Below are 22,438 nucleotides of genomic sequence, written 5' to 3'. Positions count from 1 at the left end.
AGCGCCGAAAGACAACGACGCATGACTGGGCTTCGCGAATGAATGACTTGCTCCGCGCGCGCAGAGAACCTCGTTTCCGTCCACTGCGAGTCCAACTAGGTGTGCAACAGGTGCATTCGGATCCTCAGCTCGGATTTTTCGGACGCGAGAAAGACCGGCAAGCCAAACCACGAAGACCACGATGATGACTAGCACGAGAGCGGTGAGTACGCCAAGTACGCCAAACAGGAAGTAGCGGAGCTGTGAACCGGCTGGTGCCGCAAAGGCAGTGGTGATGAGGCGAAACAGGGATAACCCTGTCGCGCCCGCCACAGCTATCCACCATACTGGGCGTCGATGAAAGGGTTTGTCCACTCCTGGCCTATCTCTCTGCTCTTGCATTGCTCTGCTCCTCTGCCAGCTGCCCTGCCCCGACGATTACCGAGACGGCGCTCACTTTGTAGTCGAGGACACCGACGAGGACGATGGCGGATCTGCGTCGAGGTCGCAGAAGCGAGGAAGCAGGTACGTGTAGATGTGGCGTCCAGTATTGACCGAGTAGCTTCCCCAGCGCCCGACCAAGTCGAGATTCTGAACCCGAACCAGGCGCTTCCACCTGACTTCGGTGAGCCATTAACTGTCTTGACCTCCTGTTCGTGGAGACGTGAGGTTCAGTGTCTCCTGGATTTCAGTGAGGATCCCGGCGTATTTTCGATGGGAAGGGGGAGGGAAAAAAGAGAACAGAGCCTTCTTGTCGTTGAAAGCAAACTCGAGATTGTGTTCTGCAGCGTCCTGGAGGGTGCGGAACTGGAATACCCAGCTGCTTGCCCCCGTTGACAGCGTTCCGCGAACGAGTCTTGCCGCGAGGATGTTTGTCGAGGGTAGGAAGAATATCTTCTTCCCTAGACCGCGATACACCGTAAGGCCATCCGAGGTGAAACACAGTGTTTGGTTGACAACTGCGTGATTCTTGAATGGGGTGGCGCCAAGCGTGTGAATAGTGTCATAGCTGCCCTCGGCGAGATCCGCGTGAACTATGAAAAGCGCTCCTGGAAACTCGACCTGCGCTTTTCTGAGCCTGCTTTTTCCAGGTGCGGATAAGAGACAGAACGTTATGAGAACTACGAGCATGCCGGTAAGAAGCCCGAGAACTCCGAACAGGCTGTAACGGAGCTGGGAACCCGCGGGCGCTTCGAATGCGCTGATGAATACCCTGACTGTGGAAAGCGTGGCCATGCCGCCTACAAAGACCCACCAGATCCGCCTCTTCCAAAGCGACTCGTTTTTGTTTTGTGCGGCGCTCTTATTCTTCATGTCTGCGCCCCTCTGCGAGTCGCCCTAGCCTCGACGATTGCCGACGAGGCTTGTTGTCTGTCGCTGGCGATATGGCGAGGCTGGCTGAGGTCAACCTCTTTTCGGGGCTGACATTGCTGCGGGAACGCACAGTCGTGCTGGTCACGGTCAGCCGAGCACTTTCAGATCGAATGGCATGGTGTCCCCACGACGTTTCACCTCTGCCCGAGCCCGGTGCCACCATCGCAGCCGGTAAGCCCCCCGACACACCAGACCAAAGAATCCCAACAAGATCAAGATTGCCCCAAGTGCGAAGAACCCGATGGTACTGGCCATATCCATGCTTTGAACAAAGAGAATGCTGTATAGCGGCATGCCGCCTACGAACACGGCGAGGGATCCGAAGAGGACTTGTATGTAGGGGTTTCGTACTTGGAGTCGGATGCTGTACATCCTTCCCGCTGTGTCTGAAACTTTTCCAGGTTCGCTTCGTCCAAGTACCCGTTCAATCTCAAGCATCTGAATTTTCTCGTCCATTCGTTCTCGGTCAAGCCAGCCAGATATCGTCACCACGATTTTGCCCGTTCCATGATCCGGGGAATCGTACGTATAGACGCAGCTCTTCTTGGTGCGAGAAGGGTGCATGGGGCGAATCATTTTCATGATTGCGTCGGGAACGGTATGCCCCCGCTTTTCTGGTTTGACCTCCGTCTCGAGAGGCTCGAGCGCGCTCCCGACTGCCGCTGTGGGAAAGATCCCAACTTTTGCTACCGAGTAGCTTCCCTTCGAATTCTTGACACTCACGTTTCCGTCACAAGTTCCCGTACGAAAACCTATTCACCCGCTTCATCCAGGGGAAAGCCTCGTGGTCTAGCGCGTGCCGTTGCGGTCCAAGTTCTGGGCTCCTGACCGCGTGGGACCGACTGAGTTTGCGGTAGTTCGCCGCTTTCTGCTGCTCGATCCTTGACACCCAGCACCTCCCGGAAATCATGGAGAAGTTTCTCTTTGTAATTCCGCGAGTACGCAACTACAAACATCTTGCCCGGACTGAAGATGGAGAAGCTCAGTCGATGTACGCTCCCTGTCTCATCTTCAACAAGAAACGTCATCACTTCGTGCTCGGGTCCGGAAGCAAGCACACGACGTTCGTAGAGGACATCAGCGACGCGGTCGGCTCTGAAGAATGCAATGCGATGGCTGAACCGGCGATAGACCAAGAGCCCCTGGGGTGAAGCGCCGAAAGAGACTACCGCGTACTTGGGGCGAGGGAAGGAGTAGGTAGCGCCGAGCTTTGAGAGAACTTCATCACCATCCTCGGCGAGCCCAGCAACATACACGACAGGGGCATCATGCGTGTCGGCGCGGATCCGCTTGGAACGTGAATGCCCCGCAAGCCAGAAAGCAAATGACATGAGAACTCCGAACACCAGGGCCGTCAGCCCTCCGAGAAGCCCGAACAGACTGTACCTGAGCTGGGACCCCTCGGGTGCTTCGAATGCCCCGATGATGAGGCGGGTGCTGGAGAGCACTGCCATGCCGCCCACTGAGATCCACCAGATCCTCTTCTTCCATAGGGGCTCGTTCTTGCCGTGTGTGACGTTTTCATCTTGCATGTCTGAGGTCCTCTGCTAGCTGCCCGGCCCCGACGATTGCCGAGACTGCGCTCACTTTGTAGTCGACGACACCGACGACGGTCTTGTAATTGGAAGCGAAAGCCGTGGATACACGGGTGATCTTGCCTAGAGGTGTGAGGGTAAGGGCGGCCAGCGCGACTCCAGAGACGGAAGAGAACGATGACGGGTCTGCTGCAAGGTCCATAGCGGTTGACGCGAGGCCTGTGCCCAACGAAATTGCAGCAAACCCAGCGGCGATTGGAGCGAAGGGTGCAGTCGCCATCGCCAGAAACCCAGTCACCGCCGAGACACCGTCCAACCAAACCTTGGTTGTTCGGCCGGCGTCCGACCGCGCCCATTCTCCGAACCCTGACCAGACATCTCCGGCTGCCTTCGTGACGCTGCTCCAGCCGTCGCTGATGCCGTTGCCGAGCTTCTCCCAGAAACCGGGCTCTTTCGCGGGCTTGAGGTCTTTGTCGGTCACCGGCGACAACCCGAGCGGATCGAGTGCGTGGAGTGGGTCGTTGCCCGCGTACGCGTATGGGTTGCCCGCCCAGCCGGCACCTGTCACGGGTACGAGGGGGTCAATGCTGAGGAAGCCTCGGGAGACGGGGTCGTATGCGCGGGCGCCCATCCATTCGAGGCCCCCGATCGTGGGCACACCGTGGCCTGTCACACCGATGCCGGGAGTGCTCGGAGTGCTGACCGGCAGGGCGCCGCTGATGCCCCACGGATTTACCGGGTCGGTGTGGCGTGCCTGCCGCCACCCGGCAGGGGAGAGGTCCTTCCCGAGGCCGGCGTAGCCGCCGGCCGCAGCGTAGACGGGGTCGCCGCCTAGGCGGGTCAGAGCGGGGAGGTGCGCGGCGCTGTCCCAGGAGACCGGGGCGCCGTCGACTTCCGCGAGCTCACCGTAGCCGTCGATCCAGAGCTTGTGCGTGGTCGTGCCGTCGGTGATCGCGGAGAGCCAGCCGCGCGAATCCCACTCGTAGCACCTCTCGCCGTCGGGCCCGGCCTCGCGGATGCGCCTGCCCGCGCCGTCATAGGTGTAGCGTGTGGCTGCGCCGTCGGCAGCGGTGCGCATGCTGAGCTGGCCGGCAACGTCGTACTCGTACCGAGCCTCGCCAGTGGCACCGCGCTCTCGCACCATGCGCCCTGCGAGGTCATACTCCCACTCGTGGAGCGTTTTGGCGTCGGCCACGTCGACGCGCTCGGCGCGCACGAGCTGGTCGGCCCCGTCGTACCCGTACACGGTTGACCCGGCAGGTTCAGCGATCGTCGTGATGCGGCCGTCGCTGTCGCGGCCGATCTGGGTCGTCTCGACTCCGTCTGGCGAGGTGACTGTGTGCGCGACGGGGTAGCGGTTCTCGTACTGCCAGGTTTGCGCGGTGTCGCCGGCGACCGCTGCGACGAGGTTGCCGCTCGGATCGTAGTCGTAGCTGATCACCCCGAACGCGGAGTGCTCGACCCTGGTGAGCCTGCCAGCCCCGTCATGTTCGTACTGCACCTCGTTGCCAGCCGGGGTGACCATGCGTGTTCTCAGCCCGTCGCCGTCGTACTCCCACCTGGTGGTGTCGCCGTCGCGGGTGCGCTCGATCAAGCGGCCGAGGCGATCCCGCACGATCCTGTGCGAGGCGGGCGCAGGGCCCTGGCCCGTGTGATCGGTCGCGGTCACCGTGCGGGTGCGGTGGTCGGTCTGCGCCGAGGTGAGGCGCGCGCCCTCCGCGAGAAGCCCGCACGGCTGCCCGTCGGCGTCGTACTCCCAAGCCAGCACGCGCCCGTCGGGGTCTGTCTGAGTGACGGGCTTGCCGGCAGCGTCGTAGGTGCCAGTGGTGACGCGACCGAGCGGGTCGGTGAGCGTCGCAACCCGGCTGAGTGCCGTGTAGGAGCGGCGGGTGACGCCGCCAGCCGGATCGGTGATCGCGATGAGCCGCCCGAGTGTGTCGTAGTCGTAGTGCGTCTTGCCGCCCGCACCGTTCACGGCGGTGACGAGCTGGCCCGCTGCGTCGTACGCGAACTTTCGCTGCCCGAACCTCGTGTCCTGCGCAGCGACGAGCCTGCCCGCGAGGTCGTAGCGGTACCTGCCGACGCCCACTCCCGGCAGACGCTCGGCGGTCACCCTGCCGCACGCGTCATACTTCACGTCTGCGACGTCGCCGTCCGGCAGGCGCCGGCGCACCACGCGCGAATCCGCGTCGTACTCGATCTCGGTGCGTGCCCCAATACCGTCGACCATCGCAGCGGGGCGGCCGCACTCGTCGTATTCGAATCGTGTCTCGCGGCCAGCTGGCGATACCTGCAACACCACGCGACCCGCGGCGTCGCGCACGAAGCGAGTGAGCCCGCCGTCAGCATCAAGTTCCTCGATCACGCGGCCGCACAGGTCGTACACGGTGATCGAGGCGGCATCGTCTGTGCCCGAGCGTCGCACCGGGCGGCCGAACTCGTCGAACTCGGTGACGGCCCGGGTAAAGGCCGACGCTGCGGTCTCGGTGCGAGCGCCACGGTCACGGCTGAACCGCTTCGTCACTCCTGCCGGGTCCATTGTCGCGGCGAGCTCACCCGTTGGGGAATACTCGTGCCGCCACGAGCCGCCATACGGGTCGACGACCTCGCGCAGTCTCGAGAGACCGTCGTGCCGAAGCAGCCAGCTCGCACCGTCGGGCAGCGTCAGTTCAGACGGGTTGCCGAAGGCGTCAAACCGCTGCTCCACGACCCGGCCGAGGGGGTCGCGCACCCGCGCGAGGTCGCCGTGCTCACCGTACTCGTACTCGGTGCGGGCGCCGACAGGGTCGATCTCCGCGTGCAGCTGCCCGCCGCGCGAGTATTCGTAGCGCCACACCGCCCCGTCAGGATCCACCCGCCGCGTCACATTCCCCGCGGCGTCGTACTGCCACGTTGTCGTCGCCCCGGAGGGGGACACGACCTTCGTTAATCGACCCGCATGGTCTCGGGTGAACCGTGTCTCATTGCCAGCAGCGTCAACGCTTGGGGAGAGATCGCCGCGCTCGTCGTACCTGAGCGTCAGGGACACGCCAACGGCGTCGACGATGCGAGTGAGGAGCCCCCGCTCCCATGTCAGGCGCGTGACGCCGCCCAGTGGGTCGGTGACCTGGCAGGGGTGCCGATCGGCGGGGGATGCGTACGCGAACTCCGTGACCGCGGGAGCCTGCGCCCCGGCGTGCTCGTCGGCGTCTGCCGGCGCGTGCTCCCGAGCGGCGGGCGCGGCAAAGCTCGTCGCGACGGTCTTGGTGAGGCGATCCTGATCGTCCCACTCATACGCCGTATCGCCGCCCTCGGGCGTGACCGTGCGCGTGCGGCGGCCGCGCGCGTCGACGACGTGCACGGTGGTGGCACCGTCGCGCTCGGTCACCGACACGAGGTTGCCGTGCGCGTCGTAGCTCATCGACTGCCGGTGCCCGTCGGTGTCAGTCACCCCGACCAGGCGACCGAGCCTGTCGGCGACCCACGAGTTCGACTGTTCGCCGTCGCTGTCGGCGACCACAGTAACCCTGCCTGACAGGTACGAAAACAGCATGTCGCGGCCATGCGGAGTGCGCTGTGTGACGACGCGCTTCTTCGCGTCGTACGTGTTCACGCACTCGATGACGCCGCCCGCACCGGTGACCTCATCGACGAGGCCGTCCTCGTTCCAGCCGTACGACCGGCTGCCGTTGGGGGAGATAGCCTCTACGAGCCTGCCCGCATCGTCGTATCGGAACTCGGTGTGCCGCTCGTCGGGCCCTGTGACCCGCGCCGGGCGGCCCGCTGAAGCGTCGTACGCCACCGCGATCCTGCGCCCGAACGCGTGCGCGAGCGCCGACACCCGGCCGGCGCCATCGCGCTCGACCCGCACCGAGGTGCCGGGCCCATTGCCGGTGCCGAGCCACACACCCGCACGGGTGAACGCCCACCACCCGCCGGCGTTGTCGCGAACGACGAGCCAGGGCGATGCTGGCTCCGCTGCCGCAGCGTCGCTGCCCGAACCGTCTCCAGCAGGAGCGCCGTGCTCCTCAGCAAGCCAATAGTTCGCGTGGAGCGCCCGACCCCACCCGGCACCCTCGCGAGGAAAGAACAGCCTGCGCCCGTCTGCAAGCACGAACTCCGCCCGCTCGTCGCCGAGCTCGAGCCGCACGTCGAGGGTGGAAGACCAGCCGCGACCGAACGCGCCGCCGTCTGGATCTTGCGAGTTGTACATGCGCGTGAACACGAGGTTCGCGGCGATACCGGTGCCTGCGCAGTCGGTCTCGGGCTCGATGAAGTTGCCTGTCGCCGTATTCACCGGGTCGGCGGCGTAGCCGGTGCCTGGCATCGTTCCAAAGGTCTGCGGCAGTTGCATGTCAAGCCCCGACCTGGTCGGGAACAGGCCCGCGCCCGACAGTGCGGCAGCGATCGCGCTATCGGCGAGCCGGTGCATTCCACCGGATCCGCCGGCCCGCTCGAACTCGGTCGCGAGTCGTCCCAGCCACAGCCGGTCGGTCGTGTTCGCCTCGTACCAGCGCTTGATGCTCGAGAACAGATTTCCGTCTGCAATGTGGCCCCACCCGTGCGTGCCCGAATTGAACGCCGACCACGCGCGTTGGAGCGCGGGGCCGGGGGACGGAGAGTCCTGCCCTGCTGAGAATTTGCGGAGGTTGCCGGGTCGCGCCGACGTCGAGCCGCCCGCGCGATGCGAGCCGGCAGACCCGGGGTCGCGCTGCTTCAACGACACGTCGGCCGATGACGTCGCCGGGGCGCTGCCCGGGGTGAACGGGACGAGTGATTGAACTTCAGTCGCACTCGGCTGGCGTGGGAACATGGTTCCGAAAGCCTGCTGCTCCTCACGATACTGCTGCTCAAGCTCCGCGCACTTCTCGGCCCGGTCTGCCCGAACCTTTGCCCGCCTGGCGTTCTCCTCTTTCGCGCTCTCGACGAGCGTCTTCACCTGCTGCCGCATCTGCTTCAGACACGTCGTGATGTTGTGGCCGTCGGTGCTGGCCCAACTCACGTGGTCGCGGAACACCTGCGCAAACACTCCCGAGAAGTCCACCTGTGCCTGCCCTGCCTGCGACACGAACGCCGCACGATCGGACTCGACGAGCACCGCGGCTGAGCTGAGTTGGGTCACGAGGTCGTTCGCACTCGCGAAGTCGAATTTCAGGGGCTCGGGGCCAAAATCTCTCATCACGGGTCGGTTCACCTGTCCGTCGATCGCATGCAAAGGGATGTGTCGGTGCTCGCCTCTCGGCGTGCAGCGCCGACGGAGTGTTCCGCATGTAGGCGCATCTTTTCCTGCAGTGTGCGGCCACTCGTTTGCACAAAATGAATGTTCGGTATCGGGTTCGAGTATAGCGCTGCCTGCGGAGTTCGTCGCGACAGCCTCTTGCAACTTTGCGGCGGAGCCGCGATGGCTCATCTTTTGCTGTGAAGTTCCAACGAAGAGGAGTAGAGTCTCCCGCACCACGACTCACGCCCCCAGAAAGTCAGGTGGAGAGATGACCCAGCAGATCGTTCCGAACATCTGGTGCAATCGCACCGCAGAGGAAGCCGGCGCGTTCTACGCCACCGCGTTTGAAACCACGGGGTTTCAGGCGAGTTCGGCAGTCACTGCCCGCTATCCGGCCGAGGGGCTGCTCGACTTCCAACGTGACCTCGCGGGGGAGGCGCTCGTCGTAGACCTTCTCATTGCGGGCACCCAGCTCGCGCTCGTGAACGCCGGGCCCGAGTTCTCACCGAACCCCTCGATCTCGTTCATGGTGAACTTCGATCCGCTGTTCTTCGGCGGCGATGTCGACGCCGCGAGGCGCGGACTCGACACCCTGTGGGCGAAGCTCAGCGACGGCGGTACAACGATGATGCCTGTTGACGAGTATCCCTTTGCCGCCCGGTACGGCTGGGTGCAAGACCGGTATGGGGTGAGCTGGCAGCTCATGCTCACGCGAGCAGAGGGAGAGCCGCGTCCGCTCATCATCCCCGCGCTGATGTTTGACGGGCCCGCGCAGAACCGTGCCGCAGAAGCGGCGGCGCACTACGTGTCGCTGTTCGCGGGCCTGCCTGGCGGCAGCGAGGTCGGCGCCCAGTGGCCCTACGGTGCCCCCACAGGAAACGCGACTGCCGAAGCGCTCGCGTTTGGTGAGTTCAGGATCGGTGACCAGTGGTTCATGGGCTCAGACAACGGCTCTGGAGTCGACCACGGCTTTACGGCCGGCGTCTCGCTCCAGGTGAACTGCGCCGATCAGGCCGTGATCGATGCGCTGTGGGAGGGGCTCTCGGCGGTGCCTGAGGCCGAGCAGTGCGGGTGGCTCGTCGACAAGTTCGGAGTGAGCTGGCAGATTGTTCCCGCGAACCTTGGCGAACTGATGGAACGGGAGGGCGCGTATGAACGGCTCATGCAGATGAAGAAGATCGTGATCGCCGAGCTCTGAGCCTGCGTCGTCACCGTCTCACTCCGGCCGATGTGACCGAGAGGGGTGCTGCCGCGTGTTGTGGAGAACGCGCGAGTGGGCGCTCGCACGCGATAGCGTTGGGGAACTAGTCACGGACACGGATGGAGTCAGAATGTCAGAGCAGACGCAGTACACCGCAATCATCGCCGAGACCCACGGGCGAGTTGCGACAATCACGCTGAACCGCCCCGAAGCGCTGAACGCGCTCAGCAACACGCTCATCTCCGAGCTCGTCGATGCAGCGACGAAGTTTGATGCCGACCCGAACATTGGCGCTATCGTCATCACCGGCTCCGAGCGCGCTTTCGCCGCTGGCGCAGACATCAAGGCGATGCTCGAGCTCGAGTACTCCGATGTGCTCGCTGGTGGGCTCACCTCGACATGGAACGGCTTCGAGCAGATGCTCACTCCGACAATCGCAGCGGTGTCTGGTTTTGCGCTCGGCGGCGGCTGCGAGCTTGCAATGATGTGCGACATCATCATCGCGGCCGACAACGCGAAGTTCGGCCAGCCCGAGATCAACCTCGGCGTCATCCCAGGCTTCGGTGGCACGCAGCGACTGCCGCGCGCGATCGGGAAGTACAAGGCCGCAGACCTCGTGCTCACCGGCCGCATGATGGGGGCTGAAGAAGCGGAGCGCTCGGGGCTCGTCTCTCGGGTCGTTCCAGCAGCCGAGCTTCTCGAGACCGCGGCGCAGGCCGCCGAGTTGATCGCGTCGAAGTCGCGCCCCGCGGTGCAGGCCGCCAAGAGCACCCTGCAGGCAGCCGAAGAATCGTCGCTCGCCGAGGGCCTCCGCCTCGAGCGGACCGCGTTCGCCGCGCTGTTTGCAACGGAAGACCAGAAAGAGGGAATGCGCGCGTTCGCTGAGAAGCGCGAAGCGAACTTCAAGCACCGGTAACGCGAGCGGTCTGGCTTCGACGTTCGAGGTGCCAGAATAGAGGTGCGCGAGAAAGGGTGCAAATGACGTACAGTGTGGCGGTCGCCGGAGCGAGTGGGTATGCGGGAGGCGAGCTGCTTCGTCTGCTTGCAGAGCATCCGGAGTTTGAGATCCGAACGGTGACTGGGCACTCGAATGCGGGCAAGCCGCTCATTTCGTCGCAGCCACACCTGCGCTCGCTCGCGCACCTCACTCTGCAGGAGACAACACCTGAGGTTCTCGACGGGCACGATGTCGTGTTCTTTGCGCTCCCTCACGGCGCGTCTGGCGCCCTCACCGCGCAGCTCACCGACGTGCGGCTCGCGATCGACTGCGGCGCCGACCACCGACTCATCAGCGAGTCAGACTGGGCAGCGTTCTACGGGGGCGAGTACAACGAGGCGTGGACGTACGGCGTGCCCGAACTCATCGTGGCTGGTGGGCCGGGCGAGGCCGCGACCCGCCAGCGTGCACGGCTCGCCAGCGCGACAAGGATCGCGGCCCCAGGCTGCAACGCCTCAACTGTCTCGCTCTCGCTCGCCCCGGGCATCGCCGCAGGCGTGATCGAGCCGCAGGACATCGTGACAGTGCTCGCCGTTGGCCCCTCGGGTGCGGGCAAAGCAGCACACACCCACCTCCTCGGAGCCGAGCTCATGGGCACGGCAAACCCGTATGCTGTCGGCGGCACACACCGCCACATTCCTGAGATTCAGCAGGCCCTCCGCGGCGCCGGGGCCGCAGCGAACCCGACGTTGAGTTTCACCCCCGTGCTCGTGCCAATGAGCCGCGGGATCCTCGCGACTTCGACCGCGCGCATCACCCCGGGGACGACCGCCGCCGACGTTCGCGCGGCGTGGGAGACTGCCTACGCAGACGAGACGTTCGTGCATGTGCTCCCCGAGGGCGTCTTCCCCCGCACCGCAGACACGATCGGCGCCAACACCTGCCTCATGGGCGTCGCAATCGATGAAGCAGCTGGCCGCGTCGTCGTCGTCGCCGCCGTCGACAATCTTGCCAAGGGCACGGCTGGCGCCGCGATCCAGTCGGCAAACATCGCCCTTGGCATTCCCGAAGCCACCGGCCTGAGCGTGAATGGAGTCGCCCCGTGACCGTAACTATCCCAGCAGGATTCCGTTCGGCAGGCATCACTGTCGGCCTGAAAATGTCAGGCAAGCCCGACCTCGCCCTCGTCGTGAATGACGGCCCTGCCCCTGCCAGCGCAGTCGTGTTCACATCGAACCGCGCGCAAGCAAATCCAATCCTGTGGAGCCGCAAGGTTGCGCAGAACGGCGCGGCTCGCGCCGTGATCCTTAACTCGGGCGGTGCGAACTGCTTCACCGGAGACTTCGGCTACGAAACAACCAGGCTGACCGCCGAGGCAGTTGCGCGCGAACTCGCAGCCGAGCCGCAGGGCGTCGTGCCAGCCGAGGTGCTTGCTGATGGAGCAGAGCGCGTGCTCGTCTGCTCCACCGGGCTCATCGGAACTGGTGACCAAGCCTTCCGAGACAAGATCGTTGACGGCGTTCCGGGCCTCGTCGCAGCGCTCGCCGCCGACGATGTCACCGCGCCCGCCGCGATCCTCACCACCGACTCTGTCGAGAAGACCGCGGTGCACGAGGGCGACGGTTGGACGATCGGCGCGATGGCCAAAGGCGCCGGAATGCTTGCGCCAGGGCTCGCGACAATGCTCGTCGTCATCACGACCGACGCCAAGCTCGACGCCGAAGCGCTCGACGCTGCGCTTCGCCGCGCGACAGGCGTAAGCTTCGACAGGCTCGACTCCGACGGCTGCATGTCCACGAACGACCAGGTCACGCTGCTCGCAAGCGGCGCATCCGACGTGACTCCCGACGCCACAGAGTTCGCGGCAGCGCTCGCGGGTGTGTGTGACTCGCTCGCCGCGCAACTGCAGGCCGACGCCGAGGGAGCGAGCCACGACATCGACATCGAGGTGCGCGGCGCCGCGAGCGTCGAGGACGCGGTAGAGGTCGGGCGGTCGGTCGCGCGCAACAACCTGTTCAAGGCAGCGATCTTCGGCAACGACCCGAACTGGGGCCGCGTGCTCGCCGCGATCGGCACCACCGAGGCCGCATTCGACCCGTATGCGGTCGACGTCAGTTTCAACGGCGTGCGACTCTGCCACGCCGGCGCGCCAGACCGTCCGGTTGAAGAGTGCGACCTGACGCCGCGGAAGACGCACGTCGAGATCGACCTGTTCGCCGGCACATTCGCCGCGACTGTGCGCACGAACGACCTCACGCACGACTACGTGCACGAGAACTCGGCGTACTCGAGCTAGGGGAGCAATGACCGACGTCACCATTCCACTTGACCGCGAACGGGCGGCCGAGAAGGCCGCGGTGCTCATTGAGTCGCTGCCTTGGTTGAAGAAGTTCCGTGACCGCATCATGGTCATCAAGTTCGGCGGCAACGCCATGATCGATGATGCACTGATGACGGCGTTCGCCGAAGATGTCGTCTACCTCAGGCACACTGGCATTCGGCCCGTTATTGTCCACGGGGGTGGGCCGCAGATCAACCGCATGCTCGACAGGCTCGGCATCGAGAGCACCTTCGAGGGCGGCTATCGCGTCACCACGCCCGAAACAATGGACGTCGTGCGCATGGTTCTCACGGGCAAGGTGAACCCCGAGCTTGTCGACGAGATCAACGCGCACGGACCGCTCGCTTCGGGAACCACTGGAGAGGACGCGGGGCTGTTCATCGGCCGCCGCCGCCCACCCATAGAGGTCGACGGCAAGCTCGTCGACCTCGGGCGCGTTGGCGACATCGTTGGGGTGCGCCCCGAATCGGTGCTTGCAGCACTCGACGCCGGGCTGATTCCCGTGGTCTCGTCGATTGCCCCGGACGTCGACAACCCCGGCGAGTCGCTCAACGTGAACGCTGACGCGGCAGCGTCGGCGCTCGCATCAGCGCTCGGCGCCGAGAAGCTCGTGATCCTCACCGACGTTGCCGGTCTTTACTCCGACTGGCCCGATCGCGACTCCCTCGTCTCCTCGATCACGGTGGCCGAGCTCGAGGCGCTCCTGCCCTCGCTCGAGTCAGGCATGATCCCGAAAATGCGGGCCTGCCTCGATGCCGTCAAGGGCGGGGTGCCCAAAGCTGCCATCATTGACGGCCGCGAACCGCATTCAGTGCTGCTCGAGATCTTCACGGAGCAGGGCATTGGCACGGAAGTTATCGAGGGCTAGCCACCCACGCCTTCGCTCGGGCCTACGCTCGAGCGACATCGCCGCCGGCCTGGCAGTCGCCACGGCCGGCGGCTTTGTATGTGCAACCAGTGTCGGCTCCGGCCTCGCGGCCCCCGCGAGCAGCCGCGAGGTCGCAGCGTGGCTCCTCACGCTGCTCGGCTACGCCGGGTTCGTGGTCGGCGGGATCGCGCTGATACGCGCCGACTTGCTCACGCACACGCTCCCCAACCAGACCGTGGCCGCGGTCGCGTTGTGGACGGCGGGTGCCCTGTCGATCGCGAGCGTCGCGCTCGGAGAATGGGCAGCGCTCGGTGCGGCGTGGGGCGCCGCAATCGCGACCTTGGCTGTTGCATTTGTGTGCTGGTGGGCTACCGCAGGCGCGCTCGGTGGGGGAGACGCCAAGCTGCTCCCGATCGCGGTGTTCGCCACAGTCTGGGCGGCGGGGGCTGGCGCGGTTCCGCTCTCGGTCGGACTGTTTCTGATGCTCCTGGCGGGCGCGTTCGGGCTGGCAGGCCTCGTCGCGCTCATCCGACGGAGACGAGAGTTTGCGGCCGGCCCAGCGATCTTCTGTGCCGCAATAGGCGGGGTGGCCCTAGCTCCGGTGCTCGCCGTCTGACTGATCTCGGCGACCGCGCTGGACGTGGGCCCGCCGTAAGCAGCACGTCATTGCACTATTCGCTGCGGAGGTCTCGTCGCCTGATCTTGCCTGTCAGAGTCTTCGGAAGCTCATCGACGAACTCGACTCGCCGCGGGATTTTGTACGCCGCGAGACGCTCGCGGGCGAAGGCGACGAGTTCGTCCTGGCTGACGGTAGATCCCTCACGCTTCGACACGAACGCGACCACCGTCTCGCCGCGGTACTCGTCGGGCGCGCCGACGACGGCGACCTCGCGCACTGCAGGGTGCTCATAGAGCGCATCCTCGACCTCGCGCGGCCACACCTTGTAGCCTGACGAATTGATCTGATCCTTGATGCGGTCAACGAGATACACCCAGCCCTTCTCGTCGATGATCGCGACGTCACCGGTGAGCAGCCGACCTCCCGGGAACGTGGACTCGGTGGCCTCGGCGTTTCTCCAATACCCGACCGCGAGCTGATCCGCGGCAAGTTCCAGCTCGCCCGGCGACCCTGCAGGCACTGCGGCTCCCTCCTCATCGAGTACGCGCAGCGACACGCCCTGCATCGGCTTGCCGATTGAGAGCGTACCCGTCGGCTTGTGAACGGGGGCGCGTTCGCCAAGAGGCACCCCGATAATCCCCGCGTTCGATTCGGTGAGACCGTAGGCGTTGAGGATGTACTGACCAAACCGGCGCTCGAACGTGGTGACCTTTGCTGGAGGAACTGGCGCGCCCCCGGTGAATAGCTGGCGCACGCTCAAGAAGTCCCGTGCGCTGGCGTCAGGTAGCTCAAAGAGCGCCGTGTACATCGTGATGGGCGCCACAGCGAGGGTGGCCGCATGCCGGGAAAACGCCTCGAGCGCGACGTCGGGCCGCGGTCGATTGAGAAAAATGAGGCTCCCGGGGGAGAGCAGCATGCCGAGACAGATGCTGACCGAGCCAGTGATGTGGAACAGCGGAGCGAGGGCGAGCATTCGGTCGTCGTGATCAACGACGGCCCACTCGCCGAAGTTCAGCGCGGCGACAAGGAGCGACCGATGCGTGGCCATCGCCCCCTTGGGCGGCCCCGTCGTGCCCGACGTGTAGCTCAACATTGCGATGTCTTCGGGCTCACGCTCCGCAGGATCGGGACTTGAGCCGGCGAACTCTGCGAACGCGTTCGCGAGCGTATCGGTTGTGAACGGGACAGCGCCGAGCTCAGCATCATCAGGTTGTGTGGGGAACACCCGCGGGTCGTTCTCGTGCTGGAACTGGGTGTCGTTGGCGCTGAGTACCCAGGCTAGGTCCGTCTCAATGGCGGCCGCCGCCGCGATCCTGATCGTCTCGGGCGCACAGATCAGGCCGACGGCGCCTGACGAGGCGAGCACCGTGTGCAGCTCTCGCTCTCGGTACATGGGATTGATCGGAACGACGATGCCGCCAATGTGCCAGATCGCGAGCATGGCGATGGGGAAGTGCGGGATGTTTTGCAGGGAAATCGCGACGCGATCACCAGCCTCGACACCGTGGCTTTGCAGCGACGCTGCGAGAGCGAGGCTGAGATCGTTGACCTCGGAGGTGGTGAGTGTCCCGTCGAAGTACGTGATGCAGAGACTCTCAGGGGAACGCGCAACCCGGCCCTGCCACGCTGCGGGGAGCGTGCGTGGCAGGGCCGAGGGCGGTGAAGAAACTTGTGTGTTGATGCTCATCGAGGACTCCATCGTCGCCGGATCGTTATGGTGTGCGACTGATGCCGCGCACCACGGGGTTCGTCGTGTTTTTTTCAGACAAATGTCTACAACCGCACTCTATGTCGTGCCGGGCGCGCGGGCAAGTGGTCGCCACGCGGCAACGTCCACACGTGCGGGGAATCGCGCACTGACGCCGGTAGGATGGAGGGAGTGGTTTGACCGAGTGAAAGGCGGGCACAGTGACATACGTAATTGCTCTTCCCTGCGTCGATTTGAAGGATCGCGCCTGTGTGGATGAGTGCCCCGTCGATTGCATTTACGAGGGCGATCGGATGCTCTACATCCACCCCGACGAGTGTGTCGACTGCGGTGCGTGCGAGCCGGTGTGCCCGGTTGAAGCGATCTACTACGAAGATGACCTGCCCGGTGAATGGGCCGAGTATTACAAGGCAAACGTCGAGTTCTTCGACGAGATCGGCTCGCCCGGTGGGGCAGCAAAGGTGGGAGTCTACGACTTCGACCACCCGATCGTGGCGGCCCTTCCACCGCAAGAGCAGTAGCCGCTCTCACGGGCGATTCGAGCTCCCTGCGAGCTCGCGGTTAATCGTGGGCGCTCGCAGCGAGAAAGTCACCAAATCGCTGGCATTTTGTTTGATGTCAAAATACTTTCTGTCAGAAACCGGCATGAACGCGCCATTTGGTGTGTGAACGCCTACTTTGCGGGTAAGGTGAAAATGATCGCTGCCCAGACCCTGGAGCGTGCTCAAACGGACCTCACGAGGAGATGACGTGACTGAAACACCTGCGGCTCAGGCCACCGCCAAGCTGAGCTTTCCTGGAGGAACCGCCGAGCTCCCAATCGTGAAGTCAGTAGACGGGCCAGACGCAATCGACGTCAGCACGCTGACTAAGCAGAGCGGCTACACGGCGCTCGACTACGGCTTCGTGAACACTGCGTCAACGAAGTCCGAGATTACCTACATCGATGGCGAGGCCGGGATCCTGCGATACCGCGGCTACCCAATCGACGAGCTCGCGCAGGCGTCGACCTTCCTGGAGGTCGCCTACCTGCTGATCTACGGCGTGCTGCCCAGCGCTGATGAACTCGCGCGGTTCGACAATGAGATTCGTCACCACACCCTGCTGCACGAAGACATGCGGTACTACTTCGAGGCTGTCCCGCACACCGCACACCCGATGGCGATGCTTTCCGGCGGGCTGCAGACGATGTCCACCTACTACGAAGACTCGCTCGACACAGCGGTTCCAGAGTTCGTTGAGGTCAACACGATCCGCCTTCTCGCAAAACTGCCGGTTCTTGCTGCATACTCGCACAAGAAGTCGATCGGTCAGGCATTCCTCTACCCGAAGAACAACCTGAGCTTCGTGGAGAACTTCCTGCGGCTCAACTTCGGCAACAAGGCCGAATCGTACGAGATGAACCCGGTGCTTGTCGACGCGCTCGACAAGCTGCTCATTCTCCACGCTGATCACGAGCAGAACGCCTCGACCTCAACAGTTCGCCTTGTCGGTTCGACCGGGGCAAACATGTTCTCCTCAGTTTCGGCTGGCATCAACGCCCTCTCTGGCCCGCTGCACGGTGGCGCAAACGAGGCAGTGCTCGACATGCTCGCGCAGATCCGCGACTCAGGTCAGAGCGTCAAGACGTTCGTCGAGAAGGTCAAGAATAAGGAAGACGGCGTGAAGCTCATGGGCTTCGGACACCGCGTCTACAAGAACTACGACCCGCGTGCGCGTATCGTGAAGGACTCGGCAGCGAAGGTGCTCGAAGAGCTCGGCGTGAACGATCCGCTGCTCGCGCTCGCACAGGAGCTCGAGCAGATCGCGCTTGAGGACGACTACTTCAAGGAGCGCAAGCTCTACCCGAACGTCGACTTCTACACAGGCGTGATCTACAAAGCGATGGGCTTCCCGACTCGCATGTTCACCGTGCTCTTCGCGATCGGTCGACTGCCCGGCTGGATCGCGCAGTGGCGCGAGGCCCGCCTCGACCCCCAGACGAAGATCGGTCGCCCGCAGCAGTTGTACTTGGGTTCGCCCGAGCGTCACCTCGGCCGCTAGCCGATAGCGCACAAGCCCCCGGAGCGAATCGCTCCGGGGGCTTGTGCGTGCCTGCGGCCTGCGGCCTGCGGCCTGCGGCCTGCGGCCTGCGGCCTGCGGCCTGCGTGCCTGGCTGCCGGGTGCGCTGCCCGTCAATTCCACCCTGATTATTCTTGTGGGCACCAAATTCCCGCGGGATTTTGTGCCCACAAGAAATCTTGGGTTAGCGGAGAGAGACGATCGCGTCGCCGAGCAGCCGGATGGCCCCCCGAATCTCAGCCTCGGTCGCGACCGCGGGCGGCGCCATGCGAAGTGTCTTGCTCTGCGTGTCCTTCACCAGCACGCCACGGTCGCGGAGCGCCTCGGCGACTGCCTTCGCGGGCGCAAACTCGGGGTCGATGTCGACGCCCGCCCACAAGCCGATCGAGCGCACCGCGGTCACCTCCGGCAACTCCGAGAGCTCCGCCAATGCGGCCGAGAGGACTGCGCCGAGCGCGACGACACCGGGGAGAAAGTCGGGATCGCGTAGCTCTGCGACGACACTGCGAGTCACTGCGCACGCAAACGGGCTGCCGCCAAAGGTCGAGCCATGGCTGCCCGGAGTGAACACACCAAGAAACTTGCTGTCGCCAAGCACGGCCGAGACCGGCAGGATGCCGCCGCTCAGCACCTTGCCGACAGCGATGAGGTCAGGTCGCACACCGAAGTGTTCCGTGGCGAACAGCTTGCCCGTGCGCCCCATGCCCGACTGCACCTCGTCGGCGATGAACACGATGTCATTCTCGGCAGTGAAAGCGCGAAGCTCTGCGAGGAAGCCCTCGGGAGGGAGGATCACGCCAGCCTCGCCCTGTACCGGCTCGATGAGTACGGCGACGACTGGAGACGACGCCGCAACCTCGCGCACCGCGGCCATGTCGCCGAACGGAACCGTCACGAAGCCAGGAGTGTACGGCCCATAGCCCTCGCGTGCGACAGGATCGTCGGAGCCCGAGATGATCGTCGTGGTGCGGCCATGGAAGTTGCGCGAGAACGTGATGACGACGCCCTCGTCCGCCGCGAGATCGCGGGTTTCGTGCGCCCACTTGCGGGCGCACTTCAGAGCGGTCTCGATTGCTTCGGCCCCAGTGTTCATGAGGAGTACCCGCTCGAAGCCGGCGAGCTCGGTGAGTTCCGTGACGCATGCGGCGAGCTCATCGTTATAGAAAGCACGGGCGGTGAGCGTCAGCCTGTCGAGCTGTGCGTGAGCTGCCGCAGTGATGCGCGGCGGTCGGTGACCGAAGAGCATCGTCGAGAATCCGCCGAGGAAGTCGAGATAGGTAGTGCCCTCGATGTCGGTGACTGTCGCCCCATCACCCTCAGTGAGCACGAGCGGCACAGGTGCATAGTTCGAGGCTGCGGCGCGCTCGGTCTGGGCGATGGCGACCTCGGTCGCAGTCTGGGGAGTGGTTTCGGTCATTCGGGTTCTCCTTCGAGTCTGGTGGTTCGGGAAAGTGTTGACGGTGGCACCAGTTAGGCGCCGCGCAGGGGCTCTACTAGGCGATCCTCTGCGAGAATCTCCTCGATGATGTGCTCGGCAATTGCCATCGCTGAGGTCGCGGCGGGGGAAGGCGCGTTTCGCACGAACACCGCATTGTTGACGCGCTGGATCACGAAGTCGTCTTCAAGCGTGCCGTCTTCGTTCATGGCCTGCGCTCGGACGCCTCGCAGCCCGGGGGTGAGATCCTCGGAAGCGAGTTCGGGGATAAACTCCTGGGCTCCTGCGAGGAATGACCGCTTGTTCGCGGTGCGGAGTTGGTTGATCGCCTCCGCGAAGTTGCCGCCCGCGAACCGCCAAAATGCTCCAGAGGACGCGATCTGGATTGCGTCACGGACGTTGAAACCGAAGCGGTGGTAATGCTCTCGCGCGAACGAGAGGAACGCGTTGGGGCCGACGGTGACCTCATCGTCGACAGTGCGGGTGAGGTGCACACCAAGAAACGGATAGTCAGGGTCTGGCACTGGGTAGAGCAGCCCGTTCACGAGCTTCGCGCTCTCGGGCCTGAGCTTGTAGTAGTCGCCCGAGAAGGGCACGATCGCCGGGTACTTGCCCGCCCCGGAGCGCTTCGCGAGCCTGTCTGACTGCAGGCCGTTGCAGGCGATCACGTAGTCGAACGCCTGGCTGCCGCCCGAGGTGTGCACGATTTGCTCGGAGCCCTGCTGTGTGATGCGCGAGACCGATGTGCCGAGGCGAACTTCGCCGCCAGCGGCACGCACGTCTTCGAGGAGCGCGCGCGTGACCCCCGGATAATCGACGATCGCGGTGTGCGGGGAATGGATCGCGGCCCGACCGACGCAGTGCGGCTCGATCTCGTGCATCGCGTCTTCGCCGATGATCGCAATCCTAGGCACGCCGTTCGCCCGTGCTTTGTCGAGGATCGCGTCGAGCTGACCGAGTTGCTTCTCGGTGTGCGCCACGACGAGTTTGCCGCACTCGTCGTAGCGGATTCCGCGCGACTCGCTGTACGCGTGGAGCAGCTCAACGCCGCGCCGAGTGAGACGGGCCTTCAGGCTTCCCGGCTGGTAGTAGAGGCCGGCGTGTACGACGCCACTGTTGTGTCCGGTCTGGTGGGTGCCGGGGGCCGACTCCTTCTCATACAAGACAACGGAGTTTGCGTCATTGCGTGTCGTCAACTGGGCGGCGACGGAGGCGCCGATGATGCCGCCTCCGATGACTGCAATGCGTCGTGTGTGCATACGTTCCTCTTTCAGAAGTGTCATAGTGGGGGTGTGGAAAAGCTCTCGAAACAAGACAGTTTGGCTCGCCGGGCGATGGAGCAGATCCGCTCTGAGATCACGAGCGGCCGACTGGAGCCCGGGACTATGGTGTCTGCCGTACAGCTCGCCGAGCGCATCGGCGTCTCACGCACGCCCATCCGCGACGCGCTGCTGCAGCTTGAGCAGGCGGGCATGGTCAGGATCGAGAAGAACCGCGGTGCGACGATTCTCGCGACCACGCTCGAGGATCTCCTTGAGGTGTTCCAGCTACGCCTCATGCTGGAGGTGCCGGCTGCTGGGCAGGCTGCCCGCACTCGCACCGATGAGCAGTTGCGCGGGATTCTGGCTTGCTTCGAGGCAATGGGGGAGGCGACCGACGATGCCGAGGAGCTGCTTGTGCTTGACCGCGACCTCCACATCTCGATCGCTGCGGCCTCCGGGAACGGGCGGCTACAGGGATTGCTGCTCGACCTGCGAAACCTCGTGCTGACCCGCGGCGTGGGAACGACGTCGACTGCTCGAACGGGGCGTGAGCTTGTCGATGACCACGCGGGGCTCGTTGACGCTATCGAGCGGCAGGACGCGGAGACAGCCTCTGCGGAAATGCGGCGCCACATTAAGAACACCGCGCAGTTGCTCATCGCCCAGGAGGCCGGGGGAGACCCCGAGCACGGCCCCGAGTGGGTCGCTGAGCAGCTGGCCTGGCTGTAGTTCTTCGGGAGGCCTAGCGCCCCGAAACCGAGGGAGAGGGGTCGAACGGGTCGCGTGAAGCACGCGGGGCGGGGGCTCCGCTGGTGCGTGTTCATGCTGTCTCCTGACGGCGAGTTTGGTGGCCCAAGGGGGCGCTCAATGGGGTGAGCAATCGAAGCTTAAGGTAAGTTGCATGCAACGTGCAACCTGTGTATTGTGATTCCCGAGCGGCTGCCAAGGCCCGGTTGTGCGCCGACCCCAGCTCGCCAAGACCCTAGTTTTTCTAATACCCAAAGGAGGGTTATATGAACCTCAAGCGTGGAGCGCTCGCCGCTTGGCTCGTGGGAAGTGCAGTCCTGATGCTTACCGGTTGCGCGCAGGGGAGCGACGCCGCGAGCGGCGCCGAGGACGCGGCCGAGGTGAACACCGACGCGCCCCTGTACGCCAAGCTGCCCGACCGCATCAAAGACGCGGGCAAGATCGTCAACGCGGGTGACCTCACCTACGCGCCCTTCGAATGGCTGCAGGAAGACGGTAAGACAGTCAAAGGCATCGACGTCGACATTGCGAGCGCATTGAGCGAACAGATTGGCGTGCCGTTTGACTGGCAGGACGTGAAGACTGAGGCTGCACTCAGCGGTATTCAGTCGAAGCGCTACGACGCGCTGCTCGCGTCAATGACCTACACCGACGAGCGTGCAGAGGTGTACGACTACGTCACTTACCTCAAGGCAGCGTCGGGGTTCATCACCTCACCCGATCGCGTGGGCGAGTTCACGTCGCTTGACGACCTGTGCGGCAAGAAGGTCGCAGGTACCCGGGGCACGATCCAGGTCACTCAGGTCGAGGAACTCAGCGCCGACTGCGTTGCAAACGGCGACCAGGCCATCAACATCCAGATGCTCGACAGCGATCAGGCAGGCATCCTCCAGATCCGCCAGGGCGGAGTCGACGCGAGCGTCATCCTCGGCGCAGTCGGCAGCTACGCCGTCTCGCAGGCCGAGGGAGCCGTCGAGCTTATTCCAGGCCTCACCGTCGGTGACAGCGTCTACGGCATCATGCTCAACAAAGCAGACGCTGAACTCCGCGACGTGCTCCTTGAAGCAATGAACGCGATCATTGCCGACGGCAGCTACGAGAAGATCCTCGAAGAGTGGGGCGTCAGCGACCTCGCGCTCGACGAGTCACTCATCAACAACGCACGATAGGC

At 64.4% G+C, this 22,438-nt stretch carries 17 protein-coding genes; 10 read left to right on the top strand and 7 right to left on the bottom strand.

Annotation, left to right across the window (positions count from 1 at the left end):
• Positions 1-612: 612 nt before the first annotated feature.
• From KI794_RS10630 to KI794_RS10615, 4 genes are all read right to left on the bottom strand, one after another.
• Positions 613-1,293 carry a hypothetical protein gene (locus KI794_RS10630; RefSeq protein WP_255808073.1) on the bottom strand — a complete coding sequence of 227 codons (681 nt, stop codon included), beginning with the start codon at positions 1,291-1,293 and terminating at the stop codon, positions 613-615.
• A 147-nt stretch (positions 1,294-1,440) separates the two neighbouring features.
• Positions 1,441-2,076: a tetraspanin family protein gene (locus KI794_RS10625; RefSeq protein ID WP_255808072.1), complete on the bottom strand. Its 636-nt coding sequence runs from the start codon at positions 2,074-2,076 to the stop codon at positions 1,441-1,443.
• A gap of 29 nt (positions 2,077-2,105) precedes the next feature.
• Positions 2,106-2,885 carry a hypothetical protein gene (locus tag KI794_RS10620; protein ID WP_255808071.1) on the bottom strand — a complete coding sequence of 260 codons (780 nt, stop codon included), beginning with the start codon at positions 2,883-2,885 and terminating at the stop codon, positions 2,106-2,108.
• Positions 2,875-8,046 carry a DUF6531 domain-containing protein gene (locus KI794_RS10615; RefSeq protein ID WP_255808070.1) on the bottom strand — a complete coding sequence of 1,724 codons (5,172 nt, stop codon included), beginning with the start codon at positions 8,044-8,046 and terminating at the stop codon, positions 2,875-2,877. The genes KI794_RS10620 and KI794_RS10615 overlap by 11 nt, the downstream gene beginning before the upstream one ends.
• A gap of 310 nt (positions 8,047-8,356) precedes the next feature.
• On the opposite strand from KI794_RS10615, the gene KI794_RS10610 reads away from it, so the two are divergent.
• The 6 genes from KI794_RS10610 (at position 8,357) to KI794_RS10585 (ending at position 14,051) form a co-directional block, all read left to right on the top strand.
• On the top strand, positions 8,357-9,286 hold the full coding sequence (locus KI794_RS10610; RefSeq protein WP_255808069.1) for a VOC family protein: 930 nt from the start codon (positions 8,357-8,359) through the stop codon (positions 9,284-9,286).
• A 133-nt stretch (positions 9,287-9,419) separates the two neighbouring features.
• On the top strand, positions 9,420-10,205 hold the full coding sequence (locus KI794_RS10605) for an enoyl-CoA hydratase-related protein (RefSeq protein WP_255808068.1): 786 nt from the start codon (positions 9,420-9,422) through the stop codon (positions 10,203-10,205).
• Between the two features lie 62 nt (positions 10,206-10,267).
• A complete protein-coding gene (gene argC / locus KI794_RS10600; protein ID WP_255808067.1) occupies positions 10,268-11,332 on the top strand; it encodes an N-acetyl-gamma-glutamyl-phosphate reductase in 1,065 nt (354 codons plus the stop codon).
• Entirely contained in the window at positions 11,329-12,522 is a 1,194-nt protein-coding gene (gene argJ / locus KI794_RS10595) for a bifunctional glutamate N-acetyltransferase/amino-acid acetyltransferase ArgJ (protein ID WP_255808066.1), read from the top strand. Before argC ends, argJ begins: the two co-directional genes overlap by 4 nt.
• 7 nt (positions 12,523-12,529) lie before the next feature.
• Entirely contained in the window at positions 12,530-13,435 is a 906-nt protein-coding gene (gene argB, locus KI794_RS10590) for an acetylglutamate kinase (RefSeq protein ID WP_119284218.1), read from the top strand.
• Positions 13,410-14,051 (top strand): hypothetical protein, encoded by a 642-nt coding sequence (locus KI794_RS10585; RefSeq protein ID WP_119284217.1) that lies wholly within the window; start codon positions 13,410-13,412, stop codon positions 14,049-14,051. Before argB ends, KI794_RS10585 begins: the two co-directional genes overlap by 26 nt.
• A gap of 55 nt (positions 14,052-14,106) precedes the next feature.
• On the opposite strand, the gene KI794_RS10580 is transcribed toward KI794_RS10585, so the two are convergent.
• Complete coding sequence (locus KI794_RS10580; protein ID WP_255808065.1) at positions 14,107-15,741, bottom strand: class I adenylate-forming enzyme family protein; 1,635 nt, start codon at positions 15,739-15,741, stop codon at positions 14,107-14,109.
• A 221-nt stretch (positions 15,742-15,962) separates the two neighbouring features.
• Here KI794_RS10580 and fdxA point away from each other — a divergent pair, with 221 nt between their 5' ends.
• Together fdxA and KI794_RS10570 are read left to right on the top strand one after the other, a co-directional pair.
• The gene (gene fdxA, locus KI794_RS10575) at positions 15,963-16,283 is read left to right on the top strand and encodes a ferredoxin (RefSeq protein ID WP_119284215.1); all 321 of its coding nucleotides are present in this window, start codon (positions 15,963-15,965) and stop codon (positions 16,281-16,283) included.
• A gap of 229 nt (positions 16,284-16,512) precedes the next feature.
• A complete protein-coding gene (locus KI794_RS10570) occupies positions 16,513-17,805 on the top strand; it encodes a citrate synthase (protein WP_119284214.1) in 1,293 nt (430 codons plus the stop codon).
• 202 nt (positions 17,806-18,007) lie between these two features.
• Here KI794_RS10570 and rocD read toward each other — a convergent pair whose 3' ends face one another.
• Both rocD and lhgO read right to left on the bottom strand, forming a co-directional pair.
• The gene (gene rocD / locus KI794_RS10565) at positions 18,008-19,240 is read right to left on the bottom strand and encodes an ornithine--oxo-acid transaminase (RefSeq protein ID WP_119284213.1); all 1,233 of its coding nucleotides are present in this window, start codon (positions 19,238-19,240) and stop codon (positions 18,008-18,010) included.
• A gap of 53 nt (positions 19,241-19,293) precedes the next feature.
• Complete coding sequence (gene lhgO, locus KI794_RS10560) at positions 19,294-20,517, bottom strand: L-2-hydroxyglutarate oxidase (protein WP_255808064.1); 1,224 nt, start codon at positions 20,515-20,517, stop codon at positions 19,294-19,296.
• Between the two features lie 33 nt (positions 20,518-20,550).
• Between lhgO and KI794_RS10555 the strand changes: the two genes are divergently transcribed.
• Entirely contained in the window at positions 20,551-21,249 is a 699-nt protein-coding gene (locus tag KI794_RS10555) for a GntR family transcriptional regulator (protein ID WP_255808063.1), read from the top strand.
• Between the two features lie 284 nt (positions 21,250-21,533).
• Positions 21,534-22,436 (top strand): ABC transporter substrate-binding protein, encoded by a 903-nt coding sequence (locus KI794_RS10550; RefSeq protein WP_255808062.1) that lies wholly within the window; start codon positions 21,534-21,536, stop codon positions 22,434-22,436.
• The last annotated feature ends 2 nt before the right edge of the window (positions 22,437-22,438 follow it).

This window comes from Leucobacter aridicollis (assembly GCF_024399335.1).
Classification (GTDB): Bacteria; Actinomycetota; Actinomycetes; order Actinomycetales; family Microbacteriaceae; genus Leucobacter; species Leucobacter aridicollis_A.
The sequence above is the reverse complement of the archived record's forward strand: the minus strand, read 5'-3'. Positions and strand labels throughout refer to the sequence as shown.

Bases quoted from the DNA above. Each gene is read 5' to 3' on its own strand.
- KI794_RS10630 (WP_255808073.1), bottom strand. From the start codon at position 1,293: ATGAAGAATAAGAGCGCCGCACAAAACAAAAACGAGTCGCTTTGGAAG.
- KI794_RS10620 (WP_255808071.1), bottom strand. From the start codon at position 2,885: ATGCAAGATGAAAACGTCACACACGGCAAGAACGAGCCCCTATGGAAG.
- KI794_RS10615 (WP_255808070.1), bottom strand. From the start codon at position 8,046: ATGAGAGATTTTGGCCCCGAGCCCCTGAAATTCGACTTCGCGAGTGCG.
- KI794_RS10610 (WP_255808069.1), top strand. From the start codon at position 8,357: ATGACCCAGCAGATCGTTCCGAACATCTGGTGCAATCGCACCGCAGAG.
- KI794_RS10605 (WP_255808068.1), top strand. From the start codon at position 9,420: ATGTCAGAGCAGACGCAGTACACCGCAATCATCGCCGAGACCCACGGG.
- argC (WP_255808067.1), top strand. From the start codon at position 10,268: ATGACGTACAGTGTGGCGGTCGCCGGAGCGAGTGGGTATGCGGGAGGC.
- argB (WP_119284218.1), top strand. From the start codon at position 12,530: ATGACCGACGTCACCATTCCACTTGACCGCGAACGGGCGGCCGAGAAG.
- KI794_RS10580 (WP_255808065.1), bottom strand. From the start codon at position 15,741: ATGAGCATCAACACACAAGTTTCTTCACCGCCCTCGGCCCTGCCACGC.
- rocD (WP_119284213.1), bottom strand. From the start codon at position 19,240: ATGACCGAAACCACTCCCCAGACTGCGACCGAGGTCGCCATCGCCCAG.
- lhgO (WP_255808064.1), bottom strand. From the start codon at position 20,517: ATGCACACACGACGCATTGCAGTCATCGGAGGCGGCATCATCGGCGCC.
- KI794_RS10550 (WP_255808062.1), top strand. From the start codon at position 21,534: ATGAACCTCAAGCGTGGAGCGCTCGCCGCTTGGCTCGTGGGAAGTGCA.